7 protein-coding genes and 1 pseudogene are annotated in these 17,898 nt (G+C 43.9%); 2 read left to right on the top strand and 6 right to left on the bottom strand.

Going from position 1 to position 17,898, the window contains the following annotated elements; genetic code table 11:
• Positions 1–48: 48 nt before the first annotated feature.
• The 5 genes from ACVKSX_RS13550 to ACVKSX_RS13530 all read right to left on the bottom strand — a co-directional run bounded on the left by ACVKSX_RS13550 (position 49) and on the right by ACVKSX_RS13530 (position 11,163).
• Positions 49–2,595, bottom strand: a complete 2,547-nt coding sequence (locus ACVKSX_RS13550; RefSeq protein WP_163762688.1) for a hypothetical protein — start codon at positions 2,593–2,595, stop codon at positions 49–51.
• A 5-nt stretch (positions 2,596–2,600) separates the two neighbouring features.
• Complete coding sequence (locus tag ACVKSX_RS13545) at positions 2,601–5,486, bottom strand: hypothetical protein (RefSeq protein WP_163762689.1); 2,886 nt, start codon at positions 5,484–5,486, stop codon at positions 2,601–2,603.
• 14 nt (positions 5,487–5,500) lie between these two features.
• Positions 5,501–6,895, bottom strand: a complete 1,395-nt coding sequence (locus ACVKSX_RS13540; RefSeq protein ID WP_163762690.1) for a hypothetical protein — start codon at positions 6,893–6,895, stop codon at positions 5,501–5,503.
• Between the two features lie 743 nt (positions 6,896–7,638).
• A complete protein-coding gene (locus ACVKSX_RS13535) occupies positions 7,639–9,099 on the bottom strand; it encodes a hypothetical protein (RefSeq protein ID WP_163762691.1) in 1,461 nt (486 codons plus the stop codon).
• Positions 9,100–9,174: 75 nt separating this feature from the next.
• On the bottom strand, positions 9,175–11,163 hold the full coding sequence (locus ACVKSX_RS13530) for a hypothetical protein (RefSeq protein ID WP_163762692.1): 1,989 nt from the start codon (positions 11,161–11,163) through the stop codon (positions 9,175–9,177).
• Positions 11,164–11,666: 503 nt separating this feature from the next.
• Here ACVKSX_RS13530 and ACVKSX_RS13525 point away from each other — a divergent pair.
• On the top strand, positions 11,667–14,042 hold the full coding sequence (locus ACVKSX_RS13525) for an autotransporter outer membrane beta-barrel domain-containing protein (protein WP_242459379.1): 2,376 nt from the start codon (positions 11,667–11,669) through the stop codon (positions 14,040–14,042).
• Positions 14,043–14,288: 246 nt separating this feature from the next.
• Here the strand turns inward: ACVKSX_RS13525 and ACVKSX_RS13520 are convergent.
• A pseudogene (locus tag ACVKSX_RS13520) lies at positions 14,289–15,357 on the bottom strand (integrase core domain-containing protein).
• A 1,255-nt stretch (positions 15,358–16,612) separates the two neighbouring features.
• Between ACVKSX_RS13520 and ACVKSX_RS13515 the strand changes: the two are divergent.
• Positions 16,613–17,230, top strand: a complete 618-nt coding sequence (locus ACVKSX_RS13515) for a helix-turn-helix domain-containing protein (RefSeq protein WP_163762694.1) — start codon at positions 16,613–16,615, stop codon at positions 17,228–17,230.
• Positions 17,231–17,898: the final 668 nt, after the last annotated feature.

Genomic DNA, 17,898 nt, shown 5'->3' with positions numbered 1-17,898 from the left:
ACGGGTGGCGCGCGGGACGCCGGCGCACCACAGGGTTGAATAAAGGAATTAGTTAAATACTCGGCTCACTGCACGCTCTGAGGGCGGGAAGCGGACAATTTTATAGCTGTAACTTATGAACTTCCCGGCGGGTAACTTAATCTCGAAGTAATAGACGATAACGGCGCATGGACTGGTAATGATATCCGGTGCCGTGTATTCCGCCTGGTGTACCAGGACAGGCTCATCATCTTCTCCTGGTCTCTCAAAGGAGGTGTCTTTGAGGCTGCCGCCGCCGTGCAGAATGGCGAATACCGGTTTAATTTCAGCGATTATCTGCTTTCGGAAAGCATCAAACGACGCCGGCTGATTTGCCTGTTCTGCACCTCTAAGCATGTGTGACCAGGCTGCCCTGATAAGCGCTTCGGGCGAGTGGTTATGTTTGCAGCGCAGCAGAGCGCCGTCATCCAGATTCGGATTGATGGAAATGGTGGCTGTCCGGGACGGTCTGAGAAGTATGTCGCCTTTTGGCAACAGGTCTGACATACCTACGATGGTGCCGGTGGGTTTAGTGAAGTTGAGTACAGCACAGGATGCGGCCTGTCCGGTATCTGTGTTTCTGGCAGCAATCAGATCGATTGCATAGGTGCCAGAAGCCACGCGGGCAGGCGGGGTATAGACAGCCCTGCTGCCTTTTTCTTCAAGCGTGCCGCCCGCGGTATGGTCTGCAAATTCCCAGCCGATGCTGTTGCCGGATAAGGCAGCGGCGTTAAGCTCCAGCGTCGCCTGCCTGCCCTCACCGTCCAGCGCGCCAGCAGCGGTAAAATAGAACGTCGGATCAACGGTCACGGAATTTGCCACAATGGTTACCATCGCTTTGGCGGTTTTCCCGTCATGTTTTGCCACAATGAGCTCCTGCAGGGAGGCCTCATCAAAAAGCGTTTTATCCGGTGCACGGTAGAGTCCGCTGGCGATAATGCCAAGGCCTTTGGTTTTACCGTCAATATTCAGGACTTCCCACGTGGTATCGGCAATAGCCTGGGCAAAGGCGGTGTTCAGGGAGAACTGCAGCGTATTCCCTGCAGCTGCAACGCCTGCAAGCGGCGTGATTTCCATTGTAGTGGTTTTGGGGTCAAGCCTGCCCAGCGCGAGAATGTCGCCGGGCAGGTCAGCGGTAACCAGTCTGAAGGCATTTTGTTCGGGAAAAAGCAGGTTTGCTGTCGGAAAGAGCTCGAAATCTTTTATAGGCACAGCTAAGGCCTGCAGAGGGGTGCCGATTGTCTCCTCAACGCATGATGCCAGTTCGCGGGCTTCTTCCGTTCCTGCGTCAAGCTCTCTGACCACAGTAGCATCAGTAATTTCAAAATTGATATCAGGACTGGTTTCCCTGACAAAATGAAGCTTCAGCGTATGGGCATCAGCGACCAGGGCGTACTGGAAATCAAGCGTTGCCGATAATATGATAGGCCCGCTACGACAGGTAGTAGGTTCACCGTTTATATAAGGTTGAATCTCAACCTGCAGAGATGGCGTTCCGCGGTAGCTGACGTTGAGCTTGTTATCCCGCGGGGCGTAGATAATGTTCTCCAGTTTTAACACTGTTTTTTTGCTGCCTGCCGTTACTGTATTAGCATACCATTCGCAATAAGATAACCAGATTACTTTATCCCAGTATGTATAGGCTTCCGGCCCTGTCAGTGTTGTGGTGGCCTGGGCTGCAGAGAAATTGTCCTTTTTAATAACTGATGCTGATGCTGATGGCAGTTTTAACAACTGTGGCTGGATAAAATCACGACAGAGAGTATTTACAGAAACGACCAGTGCTGCATCATACAGCGCCTTACCGTCTGCATCTGTATCATCCGGAATAAGATAAGGAAACCCGGAATCAGTGGTCGGCAGAGAGCCCGGTGTGGGATTGCTTGTACGGATAAAAGCTATCACCGCGCCGTCCTTATTCTTATCGCTTGCTTCTGTACCGGAAGCCATTGTCAGCAGGCGAAACTCTTTGGGGTTTAACGGGCTGCCATTAATTTCTATAATCTCGCCAAGCTCAAATTTTTTTACAGGCAGGTTTCCGCTCCTGAACAAATCTCTGAAGTAATTGCCGATAGCATCATTAGCAATCTCATCCTCAGAGATATTAGTCGTGAATTTAAGATTGCTTTCTGTTAAATCGATGATGATTTTATCCTGGTCATTTGTGCCGTTTACGCCGGTCTTAAGATGAATCTCAACCGTCAGGACATACTGATGAACTTCATTAATTTCGATGATTTCTTTCAGGTAACGGATGTTATCATGTTCTGAAAAATACTCGACATCAATGCGGCCGGATATAAACGGAAGCACCATGCGGGCTTTAGAATTTCCCAAATCCGGAAAGTCGAAAGACAGCCGTGGCTGTCCAAGGACCAGACCTGTGATAACATAATAGGTACTTTCATTTTTTACCTCGCCGTTTTTAATAATATTGACTTTTTGATCCGCAAGGTTCGTCAGGTACTGCAACGCCAGCAGGCGATTACATTTTTCCCGGTTAAACGCAGTAATGACATCCCAGCCATGAGCAATGGTGCCTTGCTTCATTTTTTGCAGAAGTGATTGCTTATTCATTGCTCTTAAATTCCGGGAGTAATAGAAAGCTGGTTACGATTGGCTTTTGAGGCAAAGTTTATGGACATGCTGTGCATATTTCCGTATTCATCACGGAGATAGACAATCATTCCCCTGTTGAGAGGGTGTTTATGCAGGTAGCTGACTTCATCAAAACGGTCCAGGATGATGAGCAGCTCTCCCGGAACTTCCGGTTCACTGTTGTCGAGTTTTTGCGTAACGCGTTCATTTTCATCTGAAATCACATCCAGCAGGCGGTAGTCATACGAAATGTATCGTTCAGGTAATGGAGTCACACGGTCGGCCGGAAGGAAGAAATAACTGGTTGAGCTGAACATGGTTTCAGCCAGCTGCTCACTCTCCCATTGCATGATTGAGGTATTATCCTTAAATTCGATCGTCATAAATCTCGTCCAGCCCGACTGAGGAACGTATTTAATCCGCCAGTAGTCGCTGGTTTTCAGATGAAAATCAAAATCGTCATTTTCAAACTGTCCGCCCGCGCTATTATCAGAACCAGCCTCTCCTCCGCCTGCTACCCTTTTAGAAATAACTTCGTAGTCTTTGCTGATGGGATTCGCTGTGGTAAGCGGGATCAGGGTTATGGTGCTGAATTCCGTGCCGTTAAATTCTTTGTCCGTGGAATTACGCAAAAAACCGTTACTGTCTCTGAACCGGGCATAAAATGTCTGAGGGGTGGTGGCTGTGGTATGAATATAAAAGCGCCTTGACACGGTTCCCGGGGTGCTGGCCAGAGGCAGGAGAGACTTAGCTGACATGTTGTTAAAGAGGTAGCGATTTTCACGGGTATTAACGGCCCAGACGCTACCAAATTCGCTGTCTATTCCATCCATATCAGGATCGATAAACGGCACTGGATTGTTATTGCCGCCGTCAGAGACTAACTCCAGCGTGCTGAGTTCCGCAGCAGTAATAGGATAATATTCGTCATCCACGATTTTCGTGGTGATCTCAATCTGAACCGGAATCTGCTGGTATCCGTTTCGAAATGCGCGAGCCTCAGAGAACAGAGGTTTAATTTCAAACGCTGCAAGGTCTGTCCATTTTTTTGGAGCAACACAGGGTGTGATCCTGACAACTGAGGTGCCTTCAAAATTGATGGAAGGCCCGGTGACCCTGAGCCGTACGACTGTTGCTGTTTCACCTTCAGATGCATCGGGAGTATAAACTCCCTTGTCACTAATTCTGCCCGGTCCGATAAGCGACCATTTTAGGCTGACTTCACTGAGGTTAACGGTCCGCCCGGCTTTTCTTTCAGCGATGTTAAGCAGGCGCGACATTGCGTTATCCGGTAAAGAAAAGTGCACCGTTTCGTTGGTAAAACTACTGTGATAGGGAGGGTCGATTTCCAGTTCTGAGCTTTTGTCTTTCAACAGGATTGTCGCAGAAGCCAGAGATTTTCCAGCGCTGCTTGCTGAAAGGATAAGCCGGGTGGAACTGATTTTGCCGGACGGCGGGGTGTAGCGTACAGTTTTGCCGTCGGGCTGCAGTGTGCCCATCGTTACGTCTGACAGCGTCCATGTTATTGGGCCTTTCTCATCAGTATTCAGTCTGAAACAGAGCTCTCCTGCGCCGCGAAAAGCGGTGGCAAACTGGGGTGAAACTAATGAGCTGTGATTTTTAACGCGATATACCACGGCATCCTGTTGTGTTTTTCCGCTGGTAGCATCGGTTGTCGTCGCAGTCAGTACATACTGGAAAACGGGGGATGTCATTCTTCCGCTGGCAGGTGCGGTGAAGATACCTTCGCTGCTGATGGTTTCGCTTGCGGATAAGCCATTAAGGTTGTGCAGTGCCCATGCGGCCCTGTATGAAGGTTTACTGCCGAGCCAGGCACTGAACTGATGGCTTTCACCGGGAGCGAAATTCAGTTTTTGATACCGGATAGTCAGTGCATCTTTGTTCTGAGTAACGTTACCGCATAAAAAAACAATATTGCTGGCTCGATTGCCTTCAGTTTTCTCGGTTTCATCCACAGAAATGCAGGCATTTCCTGCCAGGCTGTAATAATTGACAAAAGTCAGATGGCCAGTGAGGCTGAAATATTTGTAGCAGCTTTCGGTCAGGTAATGTACTGCATCGTATCGGTAGGCATTCCCCTGTCTGTCATTCGGCAGGAGGTAAGGAAAAGGCTCCACCGGCAAGCCGCCCTGGTTTTTAGTCGCAGTCAGTTGCATTAAAACAATAAGACATCCTTCATCCGGATTTACGCCCAGGTTATCTGGTGACTTTTGTGTCACTACTCTCGCCGATTTGGGTGCCGTTGCGTCATAACCGCTGTAATCAAGCGAGGCAATCTCTATGACAACTTTCCCTTTATCGAGCGTTTTAATCTTCTCGAGAATGCGGGACCCCAGCGTACATGTTCCGGTTTCGGTCGTGGCTAAATTGCACCGGCATACAGTGGCTTCAGAAAGGTCGATGACGAGAGTGCCTTTTTTGCGGGAAGTATCGCTATTAATTTTAAATTGAATATCAAACTCAATGGAGTAGCCGCTCTCCTCTTCGATGTGGCGGCTTTCAGCCAGGTAGGGAAACGTGATATCGGTTTTTTTGATGTAATCATAGGTGCCAGCGATGACGGGAAAGATAATTGTTGCTCTGGCGTTTGGCAGTGCTGCGTTTTTAAAAGAAATTACCGGGCACCCGGTATACAAATTAAATCTGGCATCGTCTAATCCGAGCCCGGAATAATCAACATTACCGGTAATGGGGGACATGATTTTTAACTCAGACATCATTTTTTCAAAAGCTGATTTCAGTATTTTATTAACTGAATCGGTGCGAAAAGCCATTAATCCGCCCCAGTCTGTAGCTACACAATTTTTTGCCAGATAGTCATCCAGCTGGGCTTTGGACATACTGTTCATTCTGAACTCCTGCTTCAACTAGTAAGTGTAATATTCGCGCTCTGAAATGGGATGAAACTTTCACCCTGATCAAAGCTTACGCAGCTCTGGATGCTGAATGACTCATAAAGCTTCAGTTGACGGAAAAATGATTTGTTAATTGTGCCGACTACGGCTCTGCCATTTTCAGACGTTGTGACTGGATGAGCATCCATTACTACCTGAGTGACATTTTCACCTGATGAGGAGACTCCGCTGATAATAATGCTGACCAGCTGGCCTGTTGCCATGAACCCCCATTTCTGCAGGGTGATGCTGACCGACTCCCCGGATATCTGTTTGAGCGACAGCTCCTGGTTTTGTACATACTGGCATTCAGCCACCGGAAACTGTTTAGCCGGGATCTTTTTTATTCTAAGATGATAGCGGTCAGACTCCTGTACGGCAGAACCATCCGTATCCACGATGCGATAAAAAATGTCACATTCATGGTTCATGTTTGCTGCAACCATGGCAGCAGGAAATATGAATTTCCCGGATTCCTGAGTGTTGAGAACAAAAGACTGAGCTGCCACCTCACCCTCGCTGCACATCTCGACACAGTAGCTACCTGTTTCAGCACTGGCAGGTATACCAACAGGAAGACCATTGCTCAGTTTCAGAGCTTCACTGCTTCCGCTTCCCGGATTTCCGGGTGAAACATAATGTGATTCAAAAACAGGCAAAGGCAGGTCGAGCGGTTTTACTATTCTGAGATTCTGAGGCTCTGAAGAAACCGACATGCCTGTATTACTGAACTGGCAGGTGATATCAACTGTGTCGTTGATGAACTGGCTGATGGTGCTTTGTGGGATCTGAAATGTAACCTGCTTTCTGTCTGTATTACTGACGTCAAGATTCCGAGTAAGGGTGATTTTTTTTTTCAGATTTTTGCTCCTGAGATAAAGAGCAACTGTAGTCTGCGGATCTGCCTCGTCCCACCAGGGGGCTGAAACCATCAGCCCGCCAGGAAACTGTCCGGGGTTAAGTTCACATTCTGAAAGGTTATCAAATGTGACCGCAGGCAGAAGTTCGGCGGTTTCATCGTCAATGAACACGGTCTGTTTAGCTGATTCTGAACCGGCTGACAGGGTGCCGGAATAAGTGATGGTGTAGGATAGCGTTGCCTGTTCGCCATCATTCAGAGCTAGCTTTATGTATGGCAGCGTCCATTGAAGCGGTTTACCGACATCCAGATCGCTCAGGGTTTTAGTATTTGTATAGCTTTCGAATGCATCGAAGTGGAACGTTACTTTATCGCCAGCCTTCATGGCGTTATAAGGCGGAACAGTGACCAGTGCGCCGTCTGGCGCACTGGCTGGGTCAATATGCAGATTTACAGCTTCTTTGATCAAAGGGCAGGGAAGAACAGAGCTGATGATTTTTTTCACAGATCATAATCCTGAGGAAGATATGTTCAGTCCATGGTAGCGCTCTGCTTTATTTCAAAAACCTATTTTTTGCTATTTTAATCGGTCAAATTTAGAAAGCTCTGTTATATACTTCATCATCAGATGTTTGAGCGGATTACACAAATTCAATAAGGACCTGCTTTTATTTTAATGAAGGAGGTTTTTTTAAAAGCATGGCTTTATCTTATAAAGCTAGCCATTGATCTGCGTGACGAAAAGGTTGATGTATTTCTGAATTAAGCAGCTTTGCGGGATTAATGCATGATTAAATAAGTGGGATTTCTTCTCGGTAATCAATAGCTGCTATGCTAATGCTATTTAGCCCTGTATAGCAGCTAAGTCATATTTGTTAACCCTTTACATGGGTGTCATGAGAAGAGAATTTTCATTTTAATTCTTTACCACTTTTATTATCCATGTATTATTAATTTTATTGCCTAGTGCAAGTAACATAGAAAAGAAATGGCTATACTGTAACCTATAGATATCACTGAAATTGGAATGAAAATAAACAGAGGTTGTAAAAAGACACAAGGATGCTTTATGATTTATAAACAGGAGCACATCAGTTCTGCGAAAGCGCCATGAGGCAGGTATTAAAACGAGAATTCATTTCTCCTGCTGTAGTGACCATGCTGCGGTTAATGTGATGTGTTACAGTGATAAATGCATCCTGGAATAAATACCGGAGAAACACGGATTACAGGATGCATAGGTTTATTTTAAGGTACAAGTACGATTGCTAGTTTGTCAAAATTAAGCCAGCTGTAGCCGCCATCATAGCTCAGGGCAGTCTCTACCGTGAATGGTATGTACAGTTTATAGTTTGACAGCATTGTATAGGTTAGTTTTGCGCTGACGCTGATAGCATCCACGTCCTTTTGGGTGACTATGTAGTTATCCAGTAAAACTGTTTCAAGCGGAGATTCGTCATTTTTCAGGCCTGACACTTTTACTGTGAAGCGCTGCCCTGCGGCCATGAAGGGCCACATGCGATTGACTGCAAACGTCGCCCCTCCTGTATTTGAGGCCTTTTTTAGGGACATCGAATCTCCATAAATTGCGGGAGAAATACAGTTAATTGCCCCGAATTCACGAGGTGTAATTCTGGGGACAGTAAGTGAAAGCACCTCTGAGACAGCCACTATGAGTGAGTCTTCATCTGTTATCTGATAAAAAATCTCGCTGGTTTTTCCAATTTTTGCAGGAAACCATGAAAGTGGAATTGTAAAGCTGGTGATACCGCTTTCAGGAACTGTTTGTTCTGCACCTGGCGTACCGGGCGTACCCCACAATGCACTAAGCATATCGTCGTCATGGAAACTGGCGTCATCCGGGATTTTGAGAGTAATTTTTTCTCCAACAGACTGGGGATTCAGTGTCTGACTGCTGCCGCTACCGCTTGCCTCAGGAATATCGGGACATGGCAACGTGCGGGGTTTTGGTGTGGCGCTGACTTCCAAACGTGTGATGCGTGATGCAGGGCATTTGTTTCCCGCGCGATCTGTAATGTAATAAAGAGCAAAGTGCTGACCATCACCAAGATTGATGAAGTCTGCACCTTTAATAATATAACCAAGCTGTTTTGAATCAACGTCCTGACGTGTCAGGATTTTGGATCCTATTAAGTTTATTTCGGTGGCATCCCGTGAAAGGGAGTAGTGAATAGTATCTCCGGGCCAGATAGTGGCATAATCCGGTATAGTGACCCTCACCTCATTATCATGATCTTTAAGATATTTTTCTGTAATTCTGGTTTCATCAAAGCGTGGCGCACTGTCGCCCAGAAGCACAGGAGCAATAAGGTCAACTTCAAACTCTTCAAATTCAGACCAGACCGGGCCACGTAAAGAATCAACCATGTAGTTAATGCTGTATCGTTTACTGGCCTTTATGACCTCAGAGGGAAGCAGCACAAACCGCTGATCGTCAGCAATATCGGGCCCAAAATGTTTCTCAGCTTCGTGGATCTCTTTTCCATCAATAAAAAGATAAACAACTGAGTCGCCTCCTCCTGCGCTCCAGATACCTAATTCAATCCGCAAGGGGGATAAAATGGCATCGGATGGTAGCAGATTAGTCTGACCGCCATCGATACTCTCAAGCATCACTGGTATTATCGGTTTGCTCAGAGATAAAGGTTCATGAACGGAAATTGCAGACACTTTGCTGCTTTTATTCATAATTGTACCTGCATGTCACTGTTATACGATGAAAGGGCGCATCATGAGATACGCCCGCGGAAAGATTGATGTTTGTTAATAATAGTTAGACGGAACCGGGCAAATAGTGTTGTCACCTCTTCGCATAGTAAGACCAACACTCGCAAAATCCGAACTAACCAGATTTCCATCTACTATAAAGCTAAAACTTGTTTTCAGTTCAAATATTTTGTCACCAAGATTATAAATAGGGTTAACAACGCGGGAATAAGGTTTAACTTCCCAGGTGAAACCATTTTTTATCATTGTCTCATCAAGAGTAATTTTATCGATAATTGTCGCTCCTGAAACTGGAGTACCTTTATCATAGGGCTGCCATGTCAGTGTAATCTCGCTTCCCGCCTGGAGTTTATAAACTGAATTATCTAGTGACGGAATTAAAACAGGAACACCAGATTCGCCATCAGTAAACCGGCGCAAAGAGAAACAATTAATGTAAGGTTTACCCAGGAAAAACTCCTGTGTAGGGTAGGCTGGCATAGCCGGTGCAGGGATCGAAACAGCACTGACCCTGACGTCTACAGACTCACAAAATTGTTTATTATCCGGTGTTGCAGGATTGTATATACCGTAAAAAACCTTAACAGCATCATTGTTGCCTGCCGCTTCGATTACCTGCCATGGAACATCCAGCTCAATCAGTGAACCAGCAGTATCTCCCGGCTCAAGAAGGTATGTTACGGCTACAGAGTTTTGATTGCCCCAGAAGACATCCATTGCATCACCAGTGCTGGCGTTATCGTAGACCCGCACACTAAATTTTGCGTTCTGGCTATTATCGCTGATGTCCAGTTCATTAGTTTTCCCAGAGACTACACCCATTATCGCAGGAACTGGCAATCCTGGATTAACCGGATCCGGCCAGTTTGGTAAATCCGGGCCGACAATGGAAAAGTCAGTATTTATCTTCAGACTATCGGAAGCTATTTTTAAGCCGCTACTGCGGGAGAGTGTGTAAAATACACTCAATTCCTGCTGACCTCCTATGCTCTGGTCGTACTGAGATTTGAGGATTTCCTGTGGGATGGTTGTTTCCATTGGAAATGAAGTGTTTGGGTTTACGTTATAAACGCCAACTTTTTCAGACCCCCAGTATAATGTCAGGATATCTGCACCAGCTTCAGGTGAATTATAAAGCGGAATAAATGCTTTAACAGGCCCGGCAGACACATCTTTGAGACTAAGATAACCGCTGCTGGATGAAGGGACCTCTGGAGCCTCCAGATTCATGGGGATTTCACCCAGCGCAATATGCAGAGTTTTCGGGAATGAGTAGTTTCTATTGCCGGCTTTATCTTCAAGTACATAGCAAAGATAACGATCGCCGGAACCGATTTTTTCAAAAATGTCCGCACTGAGATTAAACTTCAGATCAGTCGGAAAAAGCCCCCGGTAAACAGGTGTCAGACCCACTACTTCAGATTCAACCGGCACATGATCTTCAAGAAATACAAAGATCTGATCTTTCACATCATAGTTATCGTAGCTGGTAAGCCTGAAGCTTATTTCACTGTTATTATCAAGTAAATCCTGGGTGATAGTAACAGCTGGCTCCTGAACTGCAGGCGGTGGAAGTGTACCAGGCCGATAGTATGGCGGTATACTGTCTTTGATAATGAAGAAACCTTCAGAATAAGTTAATCCGCCTGGAACCCGCGCAGCATATCGCAGCGAGAATTGGCCATCTGATGGCAGCTTATGAATAGGCACATCGAATTTGAGAGGGTATACAGTTCCCGGTGGATATTCCTTGGGATCGATTATATCAATATATTGACCTACAGTATTACCTATCACTACAGCACACTGCACCGAAATCTCAGCACCAGTATCATTAGCGCCCGCAGGAGCTTTTTCTATATAGGCTTTAATTGGTTGTCCTGCTTCAGTTATCTCGGTTTTTAGCGTACCGTCGGCTTCATCTGCAAAATAATCCGTTTCAATAACGAACTTAGGCAAAAGATAAATTCCACTTTCTGGAAAGACTTTGCCTCCGTTCTGCAGTTCATTTTTTTCATTAATCATAAGTAAACCCTTTAATCATTGCTTGAGGAGTTTTTAATGTAATCTTTTTTTCATAGTGCAAAATGCAATTTATGAAAGGATAGCTATTAAATCTAAGAAACCCTGAAAAGGTTTTAGATGATTTCTTTTGGTGGCTGCTTTTCGCAGGAGCAAATTTTTCTTATATTTTGATATAAGGAATATATGATAGTTTTGCCAGTATCTCTCTTGGTTTGACAAGTTTCATAAAAAGGATCATGGTGGTTTATCACAGCAGATTTGCATTGTAACTTATTGATATAGAAGATATTTATTTATTAATTAATTTTAATGTGCGTAAGTTAAATAAAAACAATATGGTCTTAAAGCATAGCTGACTTGCTTCATTTAAATGATGTGTGGGCGCATGGTTGAATTCGGGAACAGGATGGTATAACCATGCATGTCAGCGATGTCAAATTTTGAACTTAACAGTCAGGCGTGAATTAAAAATAATTTTAATAAATGGAAGGATGAGAATTGTGATGAAGCTTAGCTTATCTCAATCAGTTGTTAAAGGGGTCATGCTGGCAGGTCTGTGTGTCGCTGATTCAGCTAATGCAGACGTTACTCTGGTCGGAAGTTACGATATAATCGTTAAGGGGGACGGGTTTGAAAATCATATTTTTAAGACTAATGAAAATGCTTCTGATTCAAAACCTGATTTTAAATTCACAGCAATCGATACGTCTATATCTGCCTTTCACGATGGTAACAATCAGCTCCTGAACGCAGGCGACAGGGTTTTAACTTTCTCCAGAGCAAATGTTGCTAATGGAGTGAGTGTTCATACGCAGGGAGCAGCGTTAATAATCAGTGATGGTTCTTATATTGGCTCTGGAAATATAGGATACTATGACAATGACTTAAGTGCTGTCAGCGTAGGTGGGTTTCATAATGGAGTTATACCTGATAAGTCAGTGAAAGCCATCATCAGAGATTCAACACTGGAGAAGAAAAATTTATCCTCCTTGTTTTATGGAAATTCAGCCCTGAATGCGAATCTCAGGTCGGATGTCAGCGTGGAGAATTCTAAATTAGTCTCAACTGTGGGTGCTGGTATATATGCATATATGCCTGAGAGAGTATTTGTTAAGGATTCTCAGATTTTTAGTAAAGATGCTAGTTTGCGTGTAGCAATAAGCGATATGATGAATACTCCTGGAACCTATATCTTAGACAATTCGGTACTCTCCAGTAGCGATTCTGCAGCCATAGCAATTGATCGCCACAGTGACAGTGATGACTTACAAAAAAATGATTTTTTAATAATTAACGGCACTATATTAAAAGGAAAAGATAATAACCTTATTGATATCAGCGGAACCATTGATGCTGATGTTATTGTAAGTAACACCCGGCTTGCCGGTGATATTAATATGGATAATTCTGCGGGCGGGCAGGCGAGATTAAGGCTGGAAAATAACGCCTTTGTCACAGGTCAGCTCAGGGGGTTACAATCGGTAGTGCTTAAAAGTGGTGGCACCTGGGAAATGACTGAAGACAGCATGCAGCAATCACTCGTAATGAAAAATGGTGCCGTCATTTTTGGTGATGTTAATTCGGATTTCAAAACGCTACATGTGAAGACGTTGAGCGGTAACGGTGAGTTTTACATGCATACCAATATTTCTCATAGAAATGGAGACTTTTTGAATGTTACCGATAATGCTGATGGTGACTTTCTTATCAGCGTAGCTAACTCGGGTGTCGAGCCTGCAGCCAAAGATACTGACTCTTTAAAGCTGGTACATATTGCAGACGGAAATGCATCTTTTAGTCTGAAAAATAATTATGCAGATATTGGTGTCTGGCAGTATGCACTGAAAAAGCAGGGGAACAGCTGGTATTTGTCGCCTGACCGCCTAAAAGGCGAGGATGATGATAAAGAAGAAGAGGATCATAAAGAAGAAGAGGGTAATAAAGAAGAAGAAGATGATAAAAGTGATCGTCAGACCTCTTCTTCAACAGATGCCATCATGAGTATGGCAGGTGTTCCACGTGAAATTTTCACCGGGGAAATGAATACTCTGTTCGGCCATCGTCAGGAATATTCTGACCAGCAGTCATCCGGAAATCGAGCATGGGGGCAATTTTTGTCCAGTGATTCAAAGCAAAAAGTTGGCTGGGGGGCGCAGCATGATTTTAGTCAGAAAGGGATAATCATTGGCGCTGAAAAAGAGCTTGAGACAACTCTGTCTAAGACCCTGACTGGTGTTTTTGGGGTTCACTCCAGCAATGATGTCAGGCACGTCCGCGGCGGGAAAAGTCATACTGAAAGCTGGGGGGCGGGTATTTATAGCAGATTTGGCACTGATAATTCCTATATGGATGTGGTTCTTAAAGCTAACCTTCTCAGCAACAAGCTGCATACAAACATGACTGGTGGTGAGGCAGTCAATGGCAGCTTCAAACAAAAAGGCTATGGCATGGCCGCCGAGAGTGGCAAAAAGTTTACCTGGAATGAATCACTGTGGATCACACCGTACATCAGAGTAACCTGGTTTCAGGCCGAGGGAGCTAAACTCAAGCTTGACAATGGCATGCAGGCAGATATTTCCGGCATTCGTTCGCTGCAGGGTGAAGCTGGCCTGCGTGCCGGAAAAAGCCTATCAGGCAGACCTGACGTTATGCCTTACTTAACGTTAGGTACTATACAGGAGTTTATTACCTCGAATAGTGTAAAAATTAACAACTATCAATTTAATAATGATTTATCAGGAAGCAGGATAAGATCGGGTATGGGTATTAATACCAAAATTAACAATGATTTGAATGTCGATGCTGAGATTAACTATGTTAAAGGTAATAAAATATCATCCCTGGTTACGGGAATAATTGGCATATCTTATTCTTTCTGATGAAAAACTGGTGGCTCTGAAATTAGCATAATAAACATGTAGTTATGGATGCCACCAGAATTAATTTATTTTATAAATGCTGCATGGCCGATTAGTTCATAAAAAATTGGGCAAATAATTTATCAAATGGAATGGGTCAGAATCTGTGATTACTGAATTAAAATTAGCTTGTTGATTATAGGAAAAAATTCCGGCTGGCCTGCTTTCGGTATCAGATACAAGGTTTAGTCAGCCCTATTGGTTTATTTACCATTTATTTTTTCTCCAGCGCACTGCGAATTCAGATGGTATTCGTGCGTTCTGCGACGAATGTGGAGGGTACTTACTAAAGTCGTACTGTCAGTTATGAATGATATTTCTGGCGTAGAAATCTTGCGGACCAGCGCTCATTCAGGCTTTCATCACGACAGCGGCCGTTAAAACTCTCAGTAAATCCGTTCTGCGCCGGCTTCACCGGCTGGATTAAGCCCGGCTTAACACTATGCCCAAGGACTCGCTCAGCACGCGGAAGGCAAATTCGGGGTCCTCATCTTTTATTATCACCGCAGGATAGCTCCGAGTCAGCTAATGCAGTCCGGAATGCGTGTCACCTGAATGCCTGTAATTACCGGATAAAGTAGCTGTAGTCAGGAACTCCTTCATGAAGTCATCACCACAGGTAGGGTACTTATTCCTGCGGCAGCTGCAGGGTTCATCCACGACAAAACTCACCGGCCGGGCCAGGTCAGGTTCGGTGCATCCTGACGCAGAAGCGGAAGCCGCTCAGTTGCCGGCCCTTAACGACGCCGCCAGCGCTTACGCTCCGGCTATCAAGGTGACAGATACGGTAAAGCCGTTAGTGATAAACGTATAAAGCTTTCACGCCGCAGAAGCTGCCGGGTCATTAACCGACGCGGCAGCATTCAGGTGCCGGCTGAGTGGTGCGCATAGATAGCTGCGCGTGAGCAGCCGGAAGCAGCTCCGGACATCAACAGGCTGACAGGGAGCTGCCTGCCTGCAGGTGCGTAATGTGACAGGCCCGTTAACTCACACATGACTTCAACTGCACCGCTTAGGGCCTGCCGTAAGAACTTCAGCCCGAAGCCCTTCAAAGAATCTCATTATCCGGCATGGCTTAATCAGACGGCTTCCTGAGACGGGAGTTCTCCTCTTCAGGGGGGCTGTGCCGCTTCACATCAGGTACTTGCATGTCATCAGTCGTCCTGCGGCATGTGTTAAAGGTGGGGTATCAACTGGCATGCCTGCGGCAGAGTGCCCATGCCGGAACCCCGGCATGGGCCTTGCGAAAATTACTGATGATCAGTCGTCGTAAAATCGCCTCTCTATGGGGATGTCCTCATATGACTTATGGAAACCTGGCTGGCTTCGAGGTGTTTTAATTAATCGGGAGCAGGCCACATACACCCGATAGACTACAGTAAGGATACCTGAGCCAGTCATAGACTGAACCTGTGAAAATCATTTTGACGTCGCGGCAACTTAGACAGGATCTTAAAAGTCTTATGGCATACCTGATAGTTATCAGAAATCCTCCGGCGTAGAAATTTCCATCGGAATACAAAATTATCCTGACTCGGCTTGGTCTTTCTAAGTCTTGTTAGCAGCGTCGAATATGATTCTCATGAGCACTCTGGCATGACAGCTCGATTAAAGGTCTGCGGCAACTACAGAGATGTGATTAATACTTTGATGAGGGCGCGCGGCAGTGCCAGCGTTCAATACACCACCAGGAATATTCACAGGCGGGAGGATTGTCACTTCAAAAACTGACGACATTCTGTCTGCAGGGTGAGTAACTGGGTTAAAAAAACAATAATAAACGCTTATTATCTGATTAACCTCATGTGCATAGTGGTAAAATCTCCTCAAGATTTACCAGTGATTAAGGTCAGATAGAGCAATATATAAAAAATCCATACCTTTAACAGACTTATATGATAATTAATAGTATATGTACCCTGCTCTTAATGAAAAGATGTTGTGGCGAGATGTTTTTTATGTGTCTGTGGACTGAGAGTAAAAACACAGGAAAAAACAACGGCGCCACTTGCTCATAAATTTAGAGGATTTTATATTCTGAAATGTAAAGTACATCATTACTTAGTGCCAGTATGGTAGGAGTATTATGTTAATGCAAAAGTTTAACGAAGAAAAACTCATGTCGACGCGCCATAACTTTATGAAAAATTTGAATTATTTTGTATGTGTCTTCCGGGTTTCATCGGGTGGAACTAATCTAAGCTTTCTTAATGCTAAAAGTGATTCAGCATGAGATGTTTATTAATATATTTAAACAATCATAGCTATCATCATCAAGCTTTAAGTATTGGCTGGTCATTGATTTTAAAAAAATAACATTATTTATGTGGTTAAATAATGCAATCTACTTTAATTTGAATATGTTTAAAATTGGGATCATCATCGACTGGTTATAAAAAATCTATAAAAACGCATCTTTATCAATCTCAGTTAGTATAGTAATTTTCTAGCAACAAAATGCTAATATGGCAGCTTTATGTCGCTGCTCAGCATAATATTTTTTGACAGGAAATAAATAGACAGGATACGAAATGGAAGAGTTCTGGGCAGTAAGCGAAAACTACTTTTTTATGGAAGGGTTGACAGGTTTGATTAACCTTAAACGGAGGGAAAAAAACTTAAGCTCACTTGCTTTAAAACGTATAACCCCGGAAGATTGTGACCGACTAAAATTTGGTAATAAAAAACAGTACATATTCCATTTCTTCAGTAAAGATTTCGGAATGAGAGGGGTTTATTGGCGACTAAAGCGAATTAATAGTTATTCAAATTCATCTACACAGATTGTTGTTTGTGAGAATTTTTATGAGACTTTTAAAAGTTTCGAAAGCTGTTTCAAAAGCTTTAAAGTTCTGCGTCTGAATGAAGCTGTTGAAAAAATAGGTACGAGTGACGCATTCCGCCATCATTATAATAATACAACGCATGCTTGTCTTTTCAGCGCAACTTTTGGGCTTACGGGTATTCAAAAGGAAGTAATGATATATCTTGCAAAGGGTATTCCGGTCAAAGATATCGCAAGAAGGCTCAACGTTACCAGCAAAACAATTTACAGTCATAAGCATAACATTCTGGCCAAGTTAAACATTAAGTCCAGAGAAGACTATGTGAAGCTGATTACGCTTTTTCAGGATGCGTTCATGCTTTAGTTATTAGCAGTGAGAAATAGCTTATGTTAGTGTGAGCCCTATAAGTCAACAACTAATTACTAAAGCGAAATAAAGCAAAGAATCTTTCAAATAACTTCCTTTGCTTTACGCCTAGAGCATCGTAATTTAGCCTCACACCATGACAGTGTATCGTTTGCAAAAAATCCACAGTCAGGTTGTTTTTTTTAAGGAGGTGCCTGATTTGGAATATGATTTGATAGTAATTATTATCGTAACGTGAGTCGCCTACCTGTCCCCATACCTTTTCAATAATAGCCTTTTTTTCAGTTATGCCATCCATCAATACCGATAAAAATAAAAACTGTACCGGGGTTAGAGCGATTTTTATATCATTGTTTATTATGATAATTTGTTTGCGGCAGTCAAGGACGGCAGTATGGGTCGAGAAAGACAATTTCACACCTCACAGAAATTAAATATCAGATACGGGAACATCAGGATTATAACCCCGGCATTGATAATGAAAAGTTTTTTATTTTGAGAGAATTATTAATTAAAAAATCTAAATACTGTATCTTTGGCTTTTCAATCAAGTACTTCTGCTTTTTTTACACTGTTTATTGAGTGCTGTAAAGTATTTTAACTAAATGAAAATACTAATGAATTTTATGATGATATCCATCAAGAATCCTATGTTTGGGATCATT

Source organism: Pantoea sp. PvP021 (genome assembly GCF_054056055.1).
Note: the sequence above shows the minus strand (reverse complement) of the source record. Positions and strands in the feature narration are given on the sequence as shown.